This window comes from Acinetobacter sp. RF15B, from assembly GCF_007558235.1.
GTDB classification, from domain to species: Bacteria; Pseudomonadota; Gammaproteobacteria; order Pseudomonadales; family Moraxellaceae; genus Acinetobacter; species Acinetobacter lwoffii_C.
In genome coordinates, this window is sequence record NZ_VLSR01000005.1 from 140140 (window position 1) to 156365 (window position 16226).

The following is a 16226-nucleotide window of genomic DNA, read 5'->3' on the forward strand; positions in this document are numbered from 1 at the left end:
CTTTTATCATCAAGATACATCATAGTAGATCAATTCAACTGGCAAAAGCATTATCGTTTTAAGTGATTAACTTGCTTTAGACGTTTCGGCAATCTTGAGTGGATGTTCCAGGCGGCTAATGCGAGGGAAACCAAAATGCATGCGCAGTTCACGAATAATCTGGGCAATGTGCTTGCGGTTATGCACTACGACATTGACATAGGTTTTGTCTTCGTAAGTGCGTACCATTTCGACCCCAGATTTGGCTTTACGGCACTGGTAAATCAGGTCAGAAATCTGCTCGTCATTCATCGCCAGATCAATCTTTAAATAGGCGGTAAAGTTGACATCTTCCAGATCATCCGAGGTCCATTGCAAGAGCATAATATTTTCAGGATGCTGGTTTTGCTCATGCAGCAGGTTATGGCAGCGTAAACGATGCACAATCAGGCCACGCCGGGTAAGATGCCCCTGAATCGGATCACCCAGAACCGGATTGCAGCAATGGGCATATTTGACATCCACACCTTCAGTTCCCTTGATCAGACGAGTCGAGCTGTTGGCTTCCTGTTGCTGGTCTTGAGAGAACAGGTGATTGGCAACCAGTTGCGGTAATAGGTCCCCGACCGCAATCTGTTCAAAAAACTGCTCTTTACTGACCACATGGCGCCATTGCAGCAGATTGTGCCAGTCTGCCTCGGTCAGATCACCGACAGAGCGCTGGAATAATTTTAAGGCACGACTTAAAGCCTGCTGACCGACCAGACGCTGTTCGTCTATATCCTGATCACGCAGAATATTCTGAATGGCGCGACGGGCTTTTTGGGTGTTAATAAAGCTGAGCCAGTCGGGGTTTGGGGTTGCCAGTACATCGGTAATAATTTCGACCACCTGACCGCTAGAGAGTGGTGTGGAAAGCGGTTTGGTATCTCCATTAATTTTGGCACCAATGGCATGGTTGCCCAAGAAAAGACTGGCAGCATAGGCAAAGTCAACCGCGGTCGCGCCTTGGGGTAATTCATGCAGATGCCCATGCGGAGTATAGACCCAGATTTTTTCCTGATGCAGATAATCCAGTAATTCACTAAAGGTGGTTTTGGCACATTCACCATCAATTAGACCATTCAGATTTTGCATGGAGGCCTGAATGGCAGAGCGACAGGCTTGTGGTGCATTTTCACCCAGAACTACGCCAAAGCGTGCAGCCTTGCGCATCAACTCGGTTTGAATGGTGAGCGACAAGGTGGTCTTTTCACCTTTCAGACGCATCAGCAGTGACTGGTTGCCGCCAGGTAGTGGACGGCGGATATGATCTTCATAATGCAGAACCTGGAAGTTTTCTCGTAGAATGTCTGCAAGGCGGTCACAGTCGGCAATGCTTTGTAAAATAATTTCAAAGGCATGGCTATGAGTCAGTTCTTGTAAGTCAATATCGTTTTTGACGAAGTGACGCAGTAGCTCGATATTATTGTTTTTCTTTTTAATACGACCATGAATGTGATGCTGTTGCAGCAGTTCGGCCAGATTGACTTCCCAGATGCTCTGATATTCACAGCGTTTCGGTTTGGTTTGTAATAATGCATCCTGAACATTATTAAACATATCCAAATCAAGATTCTGATAGCACAGGTGTTCCAGATTGTCGGCCATTTCGTTCATGCCGACAATACGCGCCATCGGCACAAAAATATCAAAGGTTTCCTGGGCAATCCGCATGCGTTTATCTGGGCGCAATGACTCTAAAGTGGTCATGTTGTGATAACGGTCAGCAAGTTTAATAATAATGACACGTGGATCTTGTAAAGTGGCTTGCAGAATTTTTCTAAAAGAAGCAGCTTTATTATATTCTTTATCGCTGGAATGACTCAGTTTGGTGACGCCATCTACCAACTCTGCAACGGTACGGCCAAATTTCTCGCTAATATCATCTTTGTTAAAGTCAGTATCTTCAATAACATCATGCAGCAGGGCGGCCATCAGGGTTTCAGTATCCAGCCGCATATGAGCCAAAATACAGCTTACCGCAATCGGGTGCAGAATATAGGGTTCGCCGCTTTTACGGGTAATGCCTTCATGGGCCAGATCTGCATAATCACAAGCCGCAAGCACACGCTCGACTTCGCTTTCATTTAAATACGCGTCGATAATGATATGTAATTGTTGCTTGGCTTGACTGACCTGTGGCCCTGGCATAAAACACCTTTTAAACTGGATTTTCTTACAAACAAAAAACTGAAAGCTCTAATGAAATCGAAATCATAAAGCTTGTCAATTTCTTTCATGCTTAAAAGCAGAAAACCGGGACAAACTCGGGAGCTAACTGTTAAGTTATAACCGTTCTAGCATAAATATAAAAGCCAGAAAACAAAAAAAGCCTAGTTTTAAACTAGGCTTTTTCAGGAGGAGGGCTTATTGGAAAGAAAAGCCATCCAGATTAAGGTTGTTTGCAGAAAGTGCCAGATCCAGGCTCGAAGTTTGGTAATCCTGATCACGCTGTTTTAAAATATCTTTGGACACGTGCCCTGCAGCGATTTCGCGCAAAGCCACTACAGTCGGTTTGTCATTGTCCCATTCCACAGTCGGTTCAATGCCTTGACGTGCCAATTGACGCGCGCGTTTGCTTGCCACTAGTACAAGCTCAAAGCGGTTGTCTACATGGTCTAAACAATCTTCAACGGTTACGCGTGCCATAAGAATTCTCGTTTGAATAGTAAATTTTAACAGACTGCACAGTATAAAAGGCTTTGCCTAGAGACTCAAGTTTTAATCACTCGGCGCTCGGTGTAATTAAAGCCTGGATCAGTTTTTCATGACGGTGCGCCTGCTGAGATACCACCAGACGATTGGCAATAATCACGGATTCAAGGTCGTGCAGTGCCTTGTTAAAGTCGTCATTGATAATCACATAGTCAAAATTGGCATATTGCTGCATGTCTTCAACTGCACAGCTGAGACGATGTTCAATTACTTCAACAGAGTCGGTGCCGCGGTTGGAGAGGCGTTGACGCAAGTCAAACTGGCTTGGTGGCAGGATGAAAATCTGTTTGGATTCAGGAAATAAGCGACGTACCTGCTGTGCGCCTTGCCAGTCAATTTCTAGTAAAACATCATGGCCCTTGGCCAGCTGTTCCTGGACTGTAGCCTGAGCCGTACCATAGTAATTACCGAATACTTCTGCGTATTCAATAAAACCGCCTTGATTGACCAGATTTAAAAAATCTTCTTTGGTCGAGAAATGATAATGTACGCCATCGAGTTCGCCAGGTCGTTGACCGCGTGTCGTATGAGAGACAGAAACATGAAGATTGTTGACACGCTCAAGTAAGGCTTTAACAAGGGATGTTTTGCCCGTTCCAGACGCCGCGGAAACGACAAACAAGAGACCCGACATGATATTTTTCCTGATATGATAAAATATCTTCTCTATTTTAGAGTAGACCGGCTTTAAACTAAATAGTTGTGAGTCGAATGTTTACATTTATTTCAATTGAACCGCTAAAAATGGTGTGAGTATTGAGGATTCTATGGAAATTGTCTTAGCCAACCCGCGTGGTTTCTGTGCTGGTGTTGATCGTGCCATTGCGATTGTGAACCGGGCCCTAGAATGCTTTAATCCACCCATTTATGTGCGTCATGAAGTGGTGCATAATAAATTTGTGGTGGATGACCTGCGTCAGCGTGGCGCGATTTTTGTCGATGAACTCGATGAAGTACCAGATGACAATATTGTGATTTTTAGTGCACATGGAGTATCTAAGGCGGTACAGCAAGAAGCGGAGCGTCGTGGCCTGAAAGTTTTTGATGCGACGTGTCCGCTAGTGACCAAAGTACATATTGAAGTGACCAAATATGCCCGTGAAGGGATTGAAGCCATTTTAATTGGTCATGAAGGCCACCCGGAAGTCGAAGGCACCATGGGTCAATACGACAAGAAAAAGGGTGGTGAAATTTATCTGGTCGAAGATGAAGAAGATGTTGCTGCTTTAACAGTGCATAATCCCGATAAAGTGGCATTTGTAACCCAGACGACTTTGTCCATTGACGATACTGCTAAAGTCATTGATGCGCTTCGCCAGAAATTTCCGAATATTCAGGGACCACGTAAGGATGATATCTGTTATGCCACGCAAAACCGTCAGGATGCAGTGCGCGATCTGGCATCTGCTTGTGATGTGGTTCTGGTGGTCGGTTCGCCAAACTCGTCTAACTCAAACCGCTTACGTGAACTAGCGGAGCGTATGGGGAAAGCAGCTTATTTGGTGGATAATGCGGATGAGCTGCAACAAGGCTGGTTTACTGAGAATACTAAAATTGGAGTTACCGCTGGGGCGTCTGCGCCAGAAATTCTAATTAAACAAGTCATTCAGCGTTTACAGGACTGGGGGGCACAGGCACCTCAAGAGCTGGATGGACGTGAAGAAAATATCACTTTTAGTTTGCCCAAAGAGTTGCGCATTCCTGTAACTCAGGCTTAAAAGGTGTTGTAGTTAACAGTTTAATTTTACTCAAAAATTAACGGATGATTGCCAAATGACAGTCATCCGTTTTTTTATGCCTTTTATCTTGTAATGTGTGGTTTTTGTAAACAATTAGAATAAAATTTTTAATAGGGTAAAGTTTTGTTGCTGGGGGGCGCATGCAGAAAAATAAGGGATTTACGCTGATTGAGTTGATGGTGACGATTGTGGTGTTGGCAATTGTGACGATGATGGCGGCGCCTACTTTCAATAGTCTAATTCTAAATCAAAATTTAACAAAAAGTAGTCGTAATTTATATAGCCTAATTATGGAGGCACGTGCACAAGCCGTTTTAGTTCGACAGGATGTAAAGCTGGAGATTGTGGAAGATCAAGAAGAATATATTGAGCGTTCTGATGAAATTGCTGCGGATGCTGCCTTAAAAAAGCAGAGAGAAAGTAAGCTTTTATATCTTTGGGGGCCAACTGGAAAATCGATATTGTCGGGGACAGAAACTTCAATTACGTTTGAAATGACTGGAAAAGTGAAGGGTGCAAGTTCAGATACAATAATTGTAATCTGCGATGAAGCAGATGGTGATAAATCAAAAACAATAACAATAACAAAAATGGGTTCACTCCAACCAATTAGCGAGGGAGATTGCTAATGCGTTATACAAAGCATCAATTAGGTGTTGGATTGATGGAAATATTAGTGGCTCTTCTGATTCTTGCACTGGGTGTTTTGGGATTTATTGCTCTGCAATATAGAGCAGTTGAGGCAACTTCTGAAGGGAGCTATCGAGTTCAGGCAGTTAATTTATCGCGAGATTTTGCTGAAAGAATTAGGGTAAATCGTGGCGCTTTGGATGATTATGTGGATGAAATAGCAGATGCTGATGCTCAAGCTGAATATAGTAAAAATTGTTCAACAGAAGAGTGTTCAACAGGTGAAATGGCAGATTATGACGTAGCACAGGTTGTGCAGCGTGCTAACTCAGTAGGAATGACAGTCAACTTGTTAGATTGTCAAGGTAATAGTGATGATCGTAAATGTATCTATGTTGCTTGGGGGAATACAGCAGCAACAGATGGACAAGAAGATGCAGGAAACTGTACGACAGGGACAGTTTATGATCCGTCATCAACCTGTTTGATTATGGAGGTATATTAAAAATGCCATTAAATTCATATAAACAGACAGGTTTTACCCTAATTGAGTTAATGATATCGCTGGCTCTAGGGTTGATTATAATGGCTGCAGCGATCATGTTATTTGTAACCGGTCAAAAAAGCAGTGCATTACAACAAGGGTTTGCAAGTATTCAGGATGATGCGAACTTTGGATTGGGATACATAGCACAGGATATCAGACATACAAATCTTAATAGTCTAAATTCTGGAATTAATGATCGAACAATTCAAGGTGGGATTGTACTTACTTCTAGTGCTAATGGTTTTAAAGACACTACAGTTACACCGAATATTACTTATAGTAATTTGCCTGAAAACTTAATAGGAACAACCGTAGCAACGAACTTATTGTCAAGTGGAGCTACGGGTTTGTCTAATGTGCAAGGGGAAAGTAGTGATCAATTAGTCATTCAGTATAGACCTCAATATACAAGAGTTGGCAGTAATTGGGTTGGGGGTTTTGATTGTGAAGGGGAAGAAATCAAGTTCCCAGTAATGACTGGTGGGGTTGAAACACCATTGCGTATAATTGTACAGCGTTATTTTCTTAGGGAAGATACTAATAAAGATAGCAAGGAGCCAAATACTGCTTTGGCCTTAGCGTGTGATGCTGGATGGTACAGTGAATCGGGTACTCCGCTTCCAAACAAGATTGAATCTTTTGGTAATGATGGCGAAGTTATTATAAAGCGGGTCGATTATTTTCATGTCATGCTGGGTATCCAGAATGGTGAAAAGCTTCGGTATATTTCTATTGATGATTATATGACACATAGTGCTCCCCGACCACGCATCTTATCTGTTCAATTAGGAGCATTAGTTCGTTCTGTACAAGGTGTAGGGAATGAACCAATGATTAAAGATAATCAAGAGTTTCAAGTACTCGATAAAAAAGTAACAGTGAAAGTACCGACTAATACAACAAGCAAATATGTCCGTCAGGTGGTTTCTCAAACAGTTGCACTGCGTAATACTTTTGGGGAGAGAGGGCAATGAATAAAAGTCAGCGAGGAGCAACTTTAATCGTTGTTCTTATTCTACTTGTTGCTATTACCGTTATAGGAACATTGGCAATCCGTCAAAGTTTGGTGACTTTAAATATTGCAACTAATAGTCAGGCCACTCAATTAATGCTCCAGAACGCAGATGCTGCATTTTTTAATGTAGAGAAGGAAAATAATATTATTCAGTCATTAAGCAGTAGTGGAATGTTTGGATATATTGATGGTGCAGTGAATAAAGATAAAGAACTTGTGTTTTGTTTTCGTGGCGCCGACCAAGCTAATTTTTTCGATATTACTCTTGCCAGCATCATTGAATGGAATGCGCCTGATGTAAAACCTAAAAATGATAGCTTTGGTAAAGATGGATATTGTAAAACGAATGTAAGTGGAACAAATTTTTTCACGAGTGGTCGTAAGGCTGTGATGACTCAAGTTGCCGTTAAATATTCATCAGAAGCAGAGAAAGATGCATTCTATGGGCAAATTTTAGGAACAGATGATAACACTGTGAAATTGCAACGCAGTAAGCCAGTTAAAGTTTTTGCAGTTTCAATCATGCCTGCTTTAACCACAGCAGATAAAACAAAAATTGATGAATGTTTTGAATCTCATATGAATGAAGTCGTTATTCCAGGCGGTGTGACTCCATCTACAGGAGCCGATAAAAGTGTGACTCAGTGTTTGTCTGAACTCAATGTGCCTTTTGAATCGACAGTCACTGAATATGTAATTGCTCAAGATTTCGTGTAATAGGGGAAGTAAGAAAAGATGAAAACGATGCAAAATAAAAATCATACTTCTTATCGTCATAAGCTGCTTGCTGCCAGTATTGCTGCATTATCTACTGTGATGATTACAGGTACAACCGCACAAGCTAGTGATATAGATATTTATCAACAAGCCCGTTCAGGTAATATTACTTTAATGATGTTATTTGATATTTCAGGAAGTATGGGGGCCCCACAGCTTACAAATGATAGGAGTGCTTGTGATGTTCCAAGTCATATCAGTATGGGGACATCTGGAACTGAAACTTCGACGAATGGGTCACCGACTTATACTCGCTATTATTGTCAGGTAACAGCAAGAGCCTATAAATATAGATCATGGCGTAATGGTGGAGGATCTGGTACCCATAATCGTTGGCAAAAATGTGAAAATGATGCTGAAACTAAAGAGGGGTGTACTTGGGGAGATACATTAGATAGAAAGCCTTTGGATCATGATGGTTTTACTGATGAAACTCCGCGCAATAGTACATATAGTTATCGTTACGAAGGTGAGCAGCGCCGCTATTATGACCGTTTGACTCGAATTAAAGATGCTATGTTCGATTTGTTACATGGTAATACAAGTAAAGGAATTACTGCTGTGACAGATGATAAAATCATCGGGTTATCAGCATATTCTTTTAATGGAACGGGTAACAATGGCTATATATTGGTACCAGCACGACGTTTAGATGAGAATGTCACGATAAACGGGATAACTAAAACACAGCGTGCTTGGTTGTTGGAAGCAGTAGCGACCAAATTATATGCTCGTGGAGGAACGCCTACAGCAAATGCTTATACTGAAGCTGCTGCATATATGATGGGTACAAAAACCTTTAATAATGACGATTTGTATACTGCTAATGCCGGTAAAAACGTATTTTTTACATATACAGCTAACAGTAAGACGTATTATACGCAATGTATGACGTGGAATAGTACCGGTGACTGCACTTATTGGCCTTCTGTAGATCATCAAAATACGGCAGCACGTGATTTTAATTTTTTACCGCTTGATTTAAGCAAATATACAACCTCTTCATGTACAGTTAAATTAAAAGATTCATCTGGGTCTAATGGTACGGATCGAAGTGGTACATGTTATAAATATGCGGGTAATATTGTTAGAGATAGTATACAAAATGGTTTTAACTATTCTATTAGCTCAGCTAAAGTAAGTGATGGGTCTAAATATGAAATGCCTTCCTCTCTGAGTCAAACTCCCGAAGAAAAGCAATGTAGTGGACAAGGGATTTATGTATTGACGGATGGCGAGCCAAGTGGTCAGTCCAATGAACGAAAAGCAATGCAAAATGCATTAAATGATTCTAGTTTTAATTGTTCTGAGAGTGCGACCGGTACTAACTGTGTTTTAAGTTTTAGTAATCGTCTATTAACCAATAACCCAACCACACTTCAAATTAAAACTGCAGTTGTCGGTTTTGGTAATGCTTTTAATGATATTCAATCATTTGACCGCAATAAAACACGTGAACAAAATTTAGCTGCCTTAGGCACTATCAATACAGCAACTAAAAGAGCAGCAGAATGGGGAATACGTGGAGGTGGAGGCTGGTATTCAGGCTCAAGTTCGAAAGATGTTGTGGATAGTGTCAATCACTTTATTAATGATTTAACCACAGAAATTCCTTCGGTAACTACTGGCTCACCAACTATTCCTAAAGATGCGTTAAATCCGGCTGTATTACAAGATGATGCTTATTATCAACAGTTCCAACCTACCCCAGATAAAACATTTCAATTATGGGCAGGTAACTTAAAAAAATATCTAGTAGATGAAAATGGGATATTAAAAGACAAGAATGGTAATAAAATAGTCGATGATGATGGAAAAATCCTTGATAATTTTGATTATTGGGCTAAGTCGATAACATCAGATAATGCTGACATGGATGAGAGTACTCCAGGAAGTACAAAATTTGCTTTACGTGGTGGATTCTGGTCTAAATTGGCTCTAAGAACAGATCCATTAAATAATCCAAGTGCGGGAACAATAAAACGTAAAGTTTTTACTAATCGTAAATATTCCAGTGGTTCAGGTATCGATTCAATATTTTCTGGAGTATCCAGTGGCGATCTAAGACAAGTTAAGCCAACTGATTTGACTGATAACGTATACAGATATGACCAGTATAGAGGATATCTAACACGATCATTAGGATATAACATTGATGCAGCGAATCCGCCAACTGATCTGAATGCTTTGATTTTAGAGCCAGAATTTCGTCAAACTGGTGCAGTTATGCATTCATATCCTGTGATGTTAACAAATAAAGGTAAGCTGGTTTTTAATACTACAGATAAGAGAATGGATTCCGAGGATCGTGAAGATTACATTTTGTTTGGCACCACGCAGGGTATGTTACATGTGGTAAAAGCCGGGGAATCTGGTACAGCTGGTGGAGGTGAAGAAGTCTTTACATTTATACCAAATGAGATGTTGGAAAAACAAAGAAAGGCGCTTGATGTGCCTGAAGCAACGAATGGTGGGATGAATAATCTGTTTTATGGTATAGATGGGCCTTGGACTGCATATACTGAGTATGTTGTTGATAATTCTGGTAATTTGACTGTTGGTTCTGGTAAGGGTGGCCAGAAGGGTGTACAGGATGTGTATGGTGGCTTACGCATGGGGGGGAAAAGTTACTATGCTTTAAATCTTCAAGATATTAACAAGCCAAAACTTAAGTTTCACATTGATCCATCAGGCAGTTGTAGTAACTCTAATCCATTGGGTTGTATGGGACAAAGCTGGTCCAAACCAACAATCGGCTTTGTGAATTGGGGTGGTAAGCGTACACGTGTAATGTTTGTTGGTGGTGGTTATGATATGGGATATGAAAATCCTGCATATAACCAAACTAATAAAATTGGTGCAGGTGTATATATGTTCGCAGCAGAAGATATAGGCACAACCAAAGCAGGGGATTTATTGTGGTGGGGCAGTGCAAATGCTACCTCGAGTGCAAATACGACGACTAATGGTGTAATTGGTACTCACCATGCAGAAATGCAATATAGTGTAGTCAGTGAAATTCGAAGTGTAGATCGTAATGGCGATGATTTGATAGATCATATTTATTTCGGTGATCTCGGTGGGCAGATTTTCCGTGTGGATTTTGATAATACGCAATCTACAATTGGTAAGGTGGTAAAAGCTCCAGTTCGCCTATTTTATGGTCATGCAAGTGGAGGTAAAAGCCCTCGTTTTTATGATATGCCAGCTTTTTCACTCTATAGTAATAATGGCAATATTTTCGCACTAATTTCTCAGGGTAGTGGTAACCGTAGTAAACCATTATTTGCAGATAGTAGTTATGAATACGATGCAATTTATAATATTTATGATAAAGACGTATCCCGCAAAGATTTATTTGGAGCGACATCTTGGTTAACTAAAGATATTGAAATCTCAGAATTAATTAAACTTACCGATGATGATCGTAAAAATGACACTATAATCAAAGCACCTGCTAGTTCTGACGGTTGGTACTATGAATTTACCAACTGTCTAACAGGGTATGGTGATTGTGATGATTATACCAAGCAGACAGAAAAGGTTTTTGGAACCCCAGTTGCTTTAAATAATAAATTATTTGTTTCAACATTTGATGCAAGTAAAGATGGTCTGTCTGGCGACTGCGGTGCAGGTGTGAAAGGGGCAAGTTTGATGACCACTTTCTGCTTGCCTTATGGTCAGTGTAAGAGTTCAGACCCTACAGGTTCGGGACGTTCAGTTATTGGTGCAGGCATTCACACCATTACTGTCGGTAATGACAATAAAAAAGGTGGTGGTTCCGGTGGTGGTTCTGGCGGTGGTTCCGGTGGTGGCTCTGGTGATGAGCGACCAACAAGTGCTTCAAATTACTGTATTTCAACTGGTGGGCGTATGACAATTACAGTAACAGGAGCAGGTGGTGCAAGCGAAGAAACACAAATGTGCTTAATTCCTCAACGCTGGTACCAGAAATTTCGTTAAGGTGAGTTTATGAATAAAATGAATAAATTTGCTGAACGAGGTTTTACTCTGATAGAACTTATGGTCGTGGTAGTAATTGTGGCAATTTTTGCTGCAATTGCTATCCCGAGTTATCAGAATTATGTTCGGCGTGCAGAGGCATCCCAAGTGCAACAAGAAATTCAAAGATTAGCCAGTGAATTGTCTAAGTGGAAATCTCGGAATTTCAGTTATCAAGGGTTTAATTTAACGCCACAAACTATAAGAAATTATACTATTGAAATCAAAGATGGAACCGATACTGCTTTTAAACTAGATGATAAAGATGGTACTGAATACAAGGCTGATGGCCAGCAATGGGTAATTAAAGCAATTCATGCAGATGGAACGAATGTCTCTTTTTTGCAAACCAGTACAGGATTAAAGTGTAAGAATAAAGCAAAGACAAATATTACCTATAGCAGTTGTGGTACAGGGGGTGAAGAATGGTGATTAAAAATCCACAGACAGGCTTCACGTTGATTGAGTTAATGATAGTTGTTGCTATTATTGGCATTCTGGCTGCAATTGCTTATCCCTCCTATCAACAATACGTGCGTAAAACAAAAAGAACGGAGATGCAGGCAAGTATGCTGCAGATTGCTTCGCAGATACAGCGTTATAAAATTGCAAATTTTAAGGTAAAAGGTGCAGTTGCTAATGATTTTGGGATTAAAGCAGCCTATCCGGAACAAGGAACTCCTCTTTATACAGTAGCTTTAAAATGGATTGATACAGATGGGAGTGTAAAAGATACGACACCTTTAGGTTCTGAAAGATGGGTCTTGATTGCAACCCCAATTTCGACTGCAACACAATATCGTGATGGCCATATTGGTTTGAATTTTAAAGGTGAGCGTTGTTGGATCCAAGGTACAGATAATTCTGGTACAGCATGTACTCCATCTGCCACATCAAATTGGGACGGACGCTAACCTAAATTCAAAATTGTGGATAACCAACTTTTGATCTTTCATTCAGGGCAAACTTCGCGTAAAATATTGCCCTCTATGAAAGGGGTTTGAAGTGTTCCGGTGGTCGGTACATGAATAATCCGTAAAAACTATAAGGTTCTATCATGGTTGTTATTCGTCTTGCACGCGGTGGTGCTAAAAAACGTCCGTTCTATCAAATCATTGTGACTGATAGCCGTAATGCACGTGACGGTCGTTTCATCGAACGTATCGGTTTCTTCAACCCTACAGCTCAAGGTAAAGCAGAAAAACTTCGTTTAGATGCTGACCGTTTTGCTCACTGGGTTTCTCAAGGTGCTCAACCTTCTGAACGTGTTGCTTCTCTAGCTGCTCAAGCTAAGAAAGCTGCAGCTGCTGCTTAATTTTAAGGTAGCAGGTAGCCCATGACACCAACACAGAATGTTCCCGAAGATCGTATTCAGATTGGACAGTTACGTTCAGCATATGGATTAAATGGGTGGCTCTGGGTCTATTCCAATACAGAACCTATGAGCAATATATTTGACTACCTTCCTTGGTATATTGAGACCAAAGCAGGTTGGCAAATTGTCGATGTAAAACGTTGGAAACCGCATGGTAAAGGCCTGGTGGTCAGCTTGAAAGGTGTGAGCGATCGCACTGCAGCAGATAACCTGGTGGGTGCAAATATCTGGATTGCAAAATCGCAGCTGCCACAAGCAGGCGTGGACGAGTATTACTGGTCTGATCTGAAAGGCCTAACGGTGTTAGGTCTGGACGATGATGAGCAGGAAGTCAACCTCGGTCAAATCCATGAGCTGTTTGAGACAGGTGCCAATGACGTTATGGTGGTTCGTGCGACTGCCGAGAGCGTTGATGGTGAAGAGCGAATGATTCCATGGCACAAAGATGTGGTCCAGCGTGTTGATCTCGAAGCTGGTCGTATCTACGTAAATTGGGGCGTAGATTACTAATATTTCGGAAATAGAGGAGTCTGCGATGTTTTTTGCAGTCATTACGCTTTTTCCTGAAATGTTTGAAGCGATTACAGCCTACGGGATTAGCGGGCGCGCAGCAAAACGGGATTTGATGCAGATTCACTGTATTAATCCACGTGATTTTGCGACGGGCAACTACAAACGGGTGGATGAACGTCCATTTGGGGGTGGTCCGGGTATGGTGATGATGGCTGAGCCGCTGGCAAAAGCAATTCATCGTGCCAAAGAGCTTGCAAATGATGCAGGTGCGGTTCATGTACCGGTGGTGTATATGTCACCACAAGGTAAAACCTTAAACGAAGCAGCAGTACAGGATTTCGTTCAGTATGACGGTCTGATTGTACTCTGCGGACGTTATGAAGGGGTCGATGAGCGTTTGATCCAGAAATATGTTGATCAGGAATGGTCAATCGGGGATTACGTCTTGTCGGGCGGTGAGCTGCCTGCGATGGTTTTATTAGACAGTATTATTCGGAGACTTCCGAATGCCATGTCTGATGAGCAATCTCATGTGCAAGACTCCTTTGTGGACGGTCTGTTAGACTGCCCGCAATATACCAAGCCAGATCATTTTGAAGGTTTGGATGTGCCTGAGGTATTAAAGTCCGGGCATCATGCAAATATTGAAAAATGGCGGTTTTTGCAGCGTTACCAGCGTACACTTGAACGCCGCCCAGAGTTGGTGGAGCAAGTTGAGCTAAGCAAGCAGCAAAAAAAATGGCTCAAAGATGAGCAAGGGTAAATAAACTTAAAGCACTGCTTTAAGGCTTTACCTGAGCAAAATACTTAAATTTAATTAAGTATTTTATTCGGCTCTTTATGTATTGAAGTGGTCAAGCATAAAGAAAAAGTTTAATGGGTAACATGCGCTTTAGCCTCTATACCCTGCGGATATCAGACCCCTTCTGACCCGCGCTAATCGGAGATACCCCATGAGCGGTAAGCATCCTTTAGTTCAAGCAGTTGAAAATGCACAATTAAGAACAGATCTACCTGAATTTGCACCAGGTGATACAGTTATTGTTTCTGTAAAAGTAAAAGAGGGCGATCGTGAACGTCTTCAGGCTTTTGAAGGTGTGGTAATTGCGATCAAAAACCGTGGTTTAAACTCTGCGTTTACAGTTCGTAAAATCTCTAGCGGTGTTGGTGTTGAACGTGTTTTCCAAACACATTCTCCAATCGTAGCTAAAGTTGAAGTGAAACGTCGTGGTGCCGTTCGTCGTGCTAAGCTTTACTACCTGCGTGAATTGTCTGGTAAAGCTGCGCGTATCCGTGAAAAATTACCAGCTCGTAAGGTTAAAGCTTAATTTTAAGTTTTATCACGAGTTAAAAATGCGCCAATCGGCGCATTTTTTATATCTGTAGTTTATATGCCTGTACTTTTAATCTATTGGCTGGTGAATGGAAAACCACCACTTGCTCATCCTGAATATTACCAGAGTTGTCCCCTCATCATGTTTTTTTAAAACAACTGAAGTATTCTCTACAGTCGCTCCAGTATCATCTTTGACCTTAAAGTCCCTGTAACTTTAAACGGTTGGCATGCTGGCGATAGACATTGACCGGATCAGGGGCAAAAAGACTTTTAAGACCCAATACCATATTAACCTCGTCCAGATGATTCCAGTGGTAATTATCGCGAATGGTTTTACCGAATTTTGCGCTACAACGTGCCACCAGGCCATCATTATCCCGTCCTCCATCTATTAATAAGCTGGTGAGCTGTAAAGCGGAGTCCGGATCAAGAATATTGGTGACCGTTCCAACACCAGTAAAAGAATAGTGGTAAATGCCTCCCTGTTTATAGCTGCCTTCTCCACAGCTTGTTGTAGGCATCCCGAGAGGATATTTCTGGTTAAATTCAGCTGCGCCGGCCAGTGTAAGACTGTTACCTGCCGCCATGGAATCATGCGGGAAACTGTTCGGGTTTAGGCCCTGTGCCCAAGTGATTGCTTTAGACATCAGGTTAATGCTACCGACCAATGCTTCTTCAATAACCGTGCCTTGCGCTTTTAGAATTAAATCCGCCACTGGAGAACCTTTATGGGGTGCGCCCACTGTAGTTAAGGAGGCAACGGAGTTAGGGGCTACACCTGCCACATAGCGAATCGTCGGGCCGCCATGCGAGTGACCAATCAGATTGACCTTTTCAGCACCCGTAATGGCTAAAATTTCTTCAACCTGCTGTTTAAGCTGTTCACCACGTACCTCAGATGAGTTAAAGGGTGATACACGCGTGGCCCAGACATTGGCGCCATTACGTGCCAAATCCGGCAGAATCTGATACCAGTAATCCAACCCAAACTGATCCGTGCCAATACGAATAAATCCTGCCATACCATGCGCAAACACTATCGGATATCGGGTTTTGGCGTAGTTCGAGCTGACTTTTACAGTGGCTTGACTGGCCAGTGTGGGAGTTTGTGCCGTGACAGAGCTTGAGCCGAAGAGCAAGCCTGCTATAAATAGTCCATATTTCATAAATCACTCCTGCTTGTTGTTTTTATGGCAATCCGCGCCATATTTTTCTTTTGTAATGACCCGCGTCGCCCTGGCACACTGCTTGGGTGTGTAGAGATAAGCCAAGCACTATGCTACTGGTGAGCGTGACAGCCAATGCGGGCTGAAACTGCCTCAACATTTTCATAAACTCCCTTTTTATAAGTTTTATTAAATAGGTTGTCAGTTCCAGCGCTAAAATTTTGCAGTCCATGCTGCGCTGCTCATGGGGAGATATTGTTTTTCTTTTGCTTATTCTTCTCAGACTGTCGGCTAAAGACCATATCATTTCAGGACAAGAGCAAGCTGAAAAATAGTGGCGCACCAACTATTCGAGATAGCTTTTATAAACTCTTGAAAACGCGACGCCAT

At 41.8% G+C, this 16226-nt stretch carries 16 protein-coding genes; 12 read left to right on the forward strand and 4 right to left on the reverse strand.

Annotated elements, in window-relative coordinates; genetic code table 11:
• Positions 1–66: 66 nt before the first annotated feature.
• The 3 genes from E2K74_RS05545 to gmk form a co-directional block, all read right to left on the reverse strand.
• Positions 67–2172, reverse strand: coding sequence for a RelA/SpoT family protein (locus tag E2K74_RS05545; RefSeq protein WP_151204620.1), 2106 nt, complete (start codon positions 2170–2172; stop codon positions 67–69).
• 216 nt (positions 2173–2388) lie between these two features.
• Positions 2389–2670, reverse strand: a complete 282-nt coding sequence (gene rpoZ / locus E2K74_RS05550; RefSeq protein ID WP_004650579.1) for a DNA-directed RNA polymerase subunit omega — start codon at positions 2668–2670, stop codon at positions 2389–2391.
• A gap of 76 nt (positions 2671–2746) precedes the next feature.
• The gene (gene gmk, locus E2K74_RS05555; RefSeq protein WP_151206688.1) at positions 2747–3370 is read right to left on the reverse strand and encodes a guanylate kinase; all 624 of its coding nucleotides are present in this window, start codon (positions 3368–3370) and stop codon (positions 2747–2749) included.
• Between the two features lie 133 nt (positions 3371–3503).
• Here gmk and ispH point away from each other — a divergent pair, with 133 nt between their 5' ends.
• The 12 genes from ispH to rplS all read left to right on the forward strand — a co-directional run bounded on the left by ispH (position 3504) and on the right by rplS (position 14662).
• Positions 3504–4454, forward strand: coding sequence for a 4-hydroxy-3-methylbut-2-enyl diphosphate reductase (gene ispH / locus E2K74_RS05560; RefSeq protein ID WP_151206689.1), 951 nt, complete (start codon positions 3504–3506; stop codon positions 4452–4454).
• A 161-nt stretch (positions 4455–4615) separates the two neighbouring features.
• On the forward strand, positions 4616–5104 hold the full coding sequence (locus E2K74_RS05565) for a GspH/FimT family pseudopilin (protein WP_151206690.1): 489 nt from the start codon (positions 4616–4618) through the stop codon (positions 5102–5104).
• Positions 5104–5610 (forward strand): type IV pilus modification protein PilV, encoded by a 507-nt coding sequence (pilV, locus tag E2K74_RS05570; protein WP_151206691.1) that lies wholly within the window; start codon positions 5104–5106, stop codon positions 5608–5610. Before E2K74_RS05565 ends, pilV begins: the two co-directional genes overlap by 1 nt.
• A gap of 2 nt (positions 5611–5612) precedes the next feature.
• Positions 5613–6626, forward strand: coding sequence for a PilW family protein (locus tag E2K74_RS05575; RefSeq protein ID WP_151206692.1), 1014 nt, complete (start codon positions 5613–5615; stop codon positions 6624–6626).
• On the forward strand, positions 6623–7384 hold the full coding sequence (locus E2K74_RS05580; RefSeq protein WP_151206693.1) for a pilus assembly protein PilX: 762 nt from the start codon (positions 6623–6625) through the stop codon (positions 7382–7384). The genes E2K74_RS05575 and E2K74_RS05580 overlap by 4 nt, the downstream gene beginning before the upstream one ends.
• 18 nt (positions 7385–7402) lie before the next feature.
• Positions 7403–11407, forward strand: a complete 4005-nt coding sequence (locus E2K74_RS05585) for a pilus assembly protein PilY (RefSeq protein WP_227548008.1) — start codon at positions 7403–7405, stop codon at positions 11405–11407.
• 9 nt (positions 11408–11416) lie between these two features.
• Positions 11417–11878, forward strand: a complete 462-nt coding sequence (locus E2K74_RS05590) for a type IV pilin protein (RefSeq protein WP_151206694.1) — start codon at positions 11417–11419, stop codon at positions 11876–11878.
• Entirely contained in the window at positions 11872–12360 is a 489-nt protein-coding gene (locus E2K74_RS05595; RefSeq protein WP_151206695.1) for a type IV pilin protein, read from the forward strand. Before E2K74_RS05590 ends, E2K74_RS05595 begins: the two co-directional genes overlap by 7 nt.
• Positions 12361–12503: 143 nt before the next feature.
• On the forward strand, positions 12504–12761 hold the full coding sequence (rpsP, locus tag E2K74_RS05600) for a 30S ribosomal protein S16 (RefSeq protein ID WP_004826436.1): 258 nt from the start codon (positions 12504–12506) through the stop codon (positions 12759–12761).
• A 21-nt stretch (positions 12762–12782) separates the two neighbouring features.
• Complete coding sequence (rimM, locus tag E2K74_RS05605; protein WP_151204604.1) at positions 12783–13331, forward strand: ribosome maturation factor RimM; 549 nt, start codon at positions 12783–12785, stop codon at positions 13329–13331.
• 25 nt (positions 13332–13356) lie between these two features.
• A complete protein-coding gene (gene trmD / locus E2K74_RS05610; protein WP_151206696.1) occupies positions 13357–14097 on the forward strand; it encodes a tRNA (guanosine(37)-N1)-methyltransferase TrmD in 741 nt (246 codons plus the stop codon).
• Positions 14098–14287: 190 nt separating this feature from the next.
• Positions 14288–14662 carry a 50S ribosomal protein L19 gene (gene rplS / locus E2K74_RS05615; protein ID WP_151204600.1) on the forward strand — a complete coding sequence of 125 codons (375 nt, stop codon included), beginning with the start codon at positions 14288–14290 and terminating at the stop codon, positions 14660–14662.
• Between the two features lie 205 nt (positions 14663–14867).
• On the opposite strand, the gene E2K74_RS05620 is transcribed toward rplS, so the two are convergent.
• The gene (locus E2K74_RS05620) at positions 14868–15836 is read right to left on the reverse strand and encodes a lipase family alpha/beta hydrolase (protein WP_151206697.1); all 969 of its coding nucleotides are present in this window, start codon (positions 15834–15836) and stop codon (positions 14868–14870) included.
• Between the last annotated feature and the right edge of the window lie 390 nt (positions 15837–16226).

Coding starts and splice junctions, on each gene's coding strand:
- E2K74_RS05545 (WP_151204620.1), bottom strand. CDS start 2,172: ATGCCAGGGCCACAGGTCAGTCAAGCCAAGCAACAATTACATATCATT.
- rpoZ (WP_004650579.1), bottom strand. CDS start 2,670: ATGGCACGCGTAACCGTTGAAGATTGTTTAGACCATGTAGACAACCGC.
- gmk (WP_151206688.1), bottom strand. CDS start 3,370: ATGTCGGGTCTCTTGTTTGTCGTTTCCGCGGCGTCTGGAACGGGCAAA.
- ispH (WP_151206689.1), top strand. CDS start 3,504: ATGGAAATTGTCTTAGCCAACCCGCGTGGTTTCTGTGCTGGTGTTGAT.
- E2K74_RS05565 (WP_151206690.1), top strand. CDS start 4,616: ATGCAGAAAAATAAGGGATTTACGCTGATTGAGTTGATGGTGACGATT.
- pilV (WP_151206691.1), top strand. CDS start 5,104: ATGCGTTATACAAAGCATCAATTAGGTGTTGGATTGATGGAAATATTA.
- E2K74_RS05575 (WP_151206692.1), top strand. CDS start 5,613: ATGCCATTAAATTCATATAAACAGACAGGTTTTACCCTAATTGAGTTA.
- E2K74_RS05580 (WP_151206693.1), top strand. CDS start 6,623: ATGAATAAAAGTCAGCGAGGAGCAACTTTAATCGTTGTTCTTATTCTA.
- E2K74_RS05585 (WP_227548008.1), top strand. CDS start 7,403: ATGAAAACGATGCAAAATAAAAATCATACTTCTTATCGTCATAAGCTG.
- E2K74_RS05590 (WP_151206694.1), top strand. CDS start 11,417: ATGAATAAAATGAATAAATTTGCTGAACGAGGTTTTACTCTGATAGAA.
- E2K74_RS05595 (WP_151206695.1), top strand. CDS start 11,872: ATGGTGATTAAAAATCCACAGACAGGCTTCACGTTGATTGAGTTAATG.
- rpsP (WP_004826436.1), top strand. CDS start 12,504: ATGGTTGTTATTCGTCTTGCACGCGGTGGTGCTAAAAAACGTCCGTTC.
- rimM (WP_151204604.1), top strand. CDS start 12,783: ATGACACCAACACAGAATGTTCCCGAAGATCGTATTCAGATTGGACAG.
- trmD (WP_151206696.1), top strand. CDS start 13,357: ATGTTTTTTGCAGTCATTACGCTTTTTCCTGAAATGTTTGAAGCGATT.
- rplS (WP_151204600.1), top strand. CDS start 14,288: ATGAGCGGTAAGCATCCTTTAGTTCAAGCAGTTGAAAATGCACAATTA.
- E2K74_RS05620 (WP_151206697.1), bottom strand. CDS start 15,836: ATGAAATATGGACTATTTATAGCAGGCTTGCTCTTCGGCTCAAGCTCT.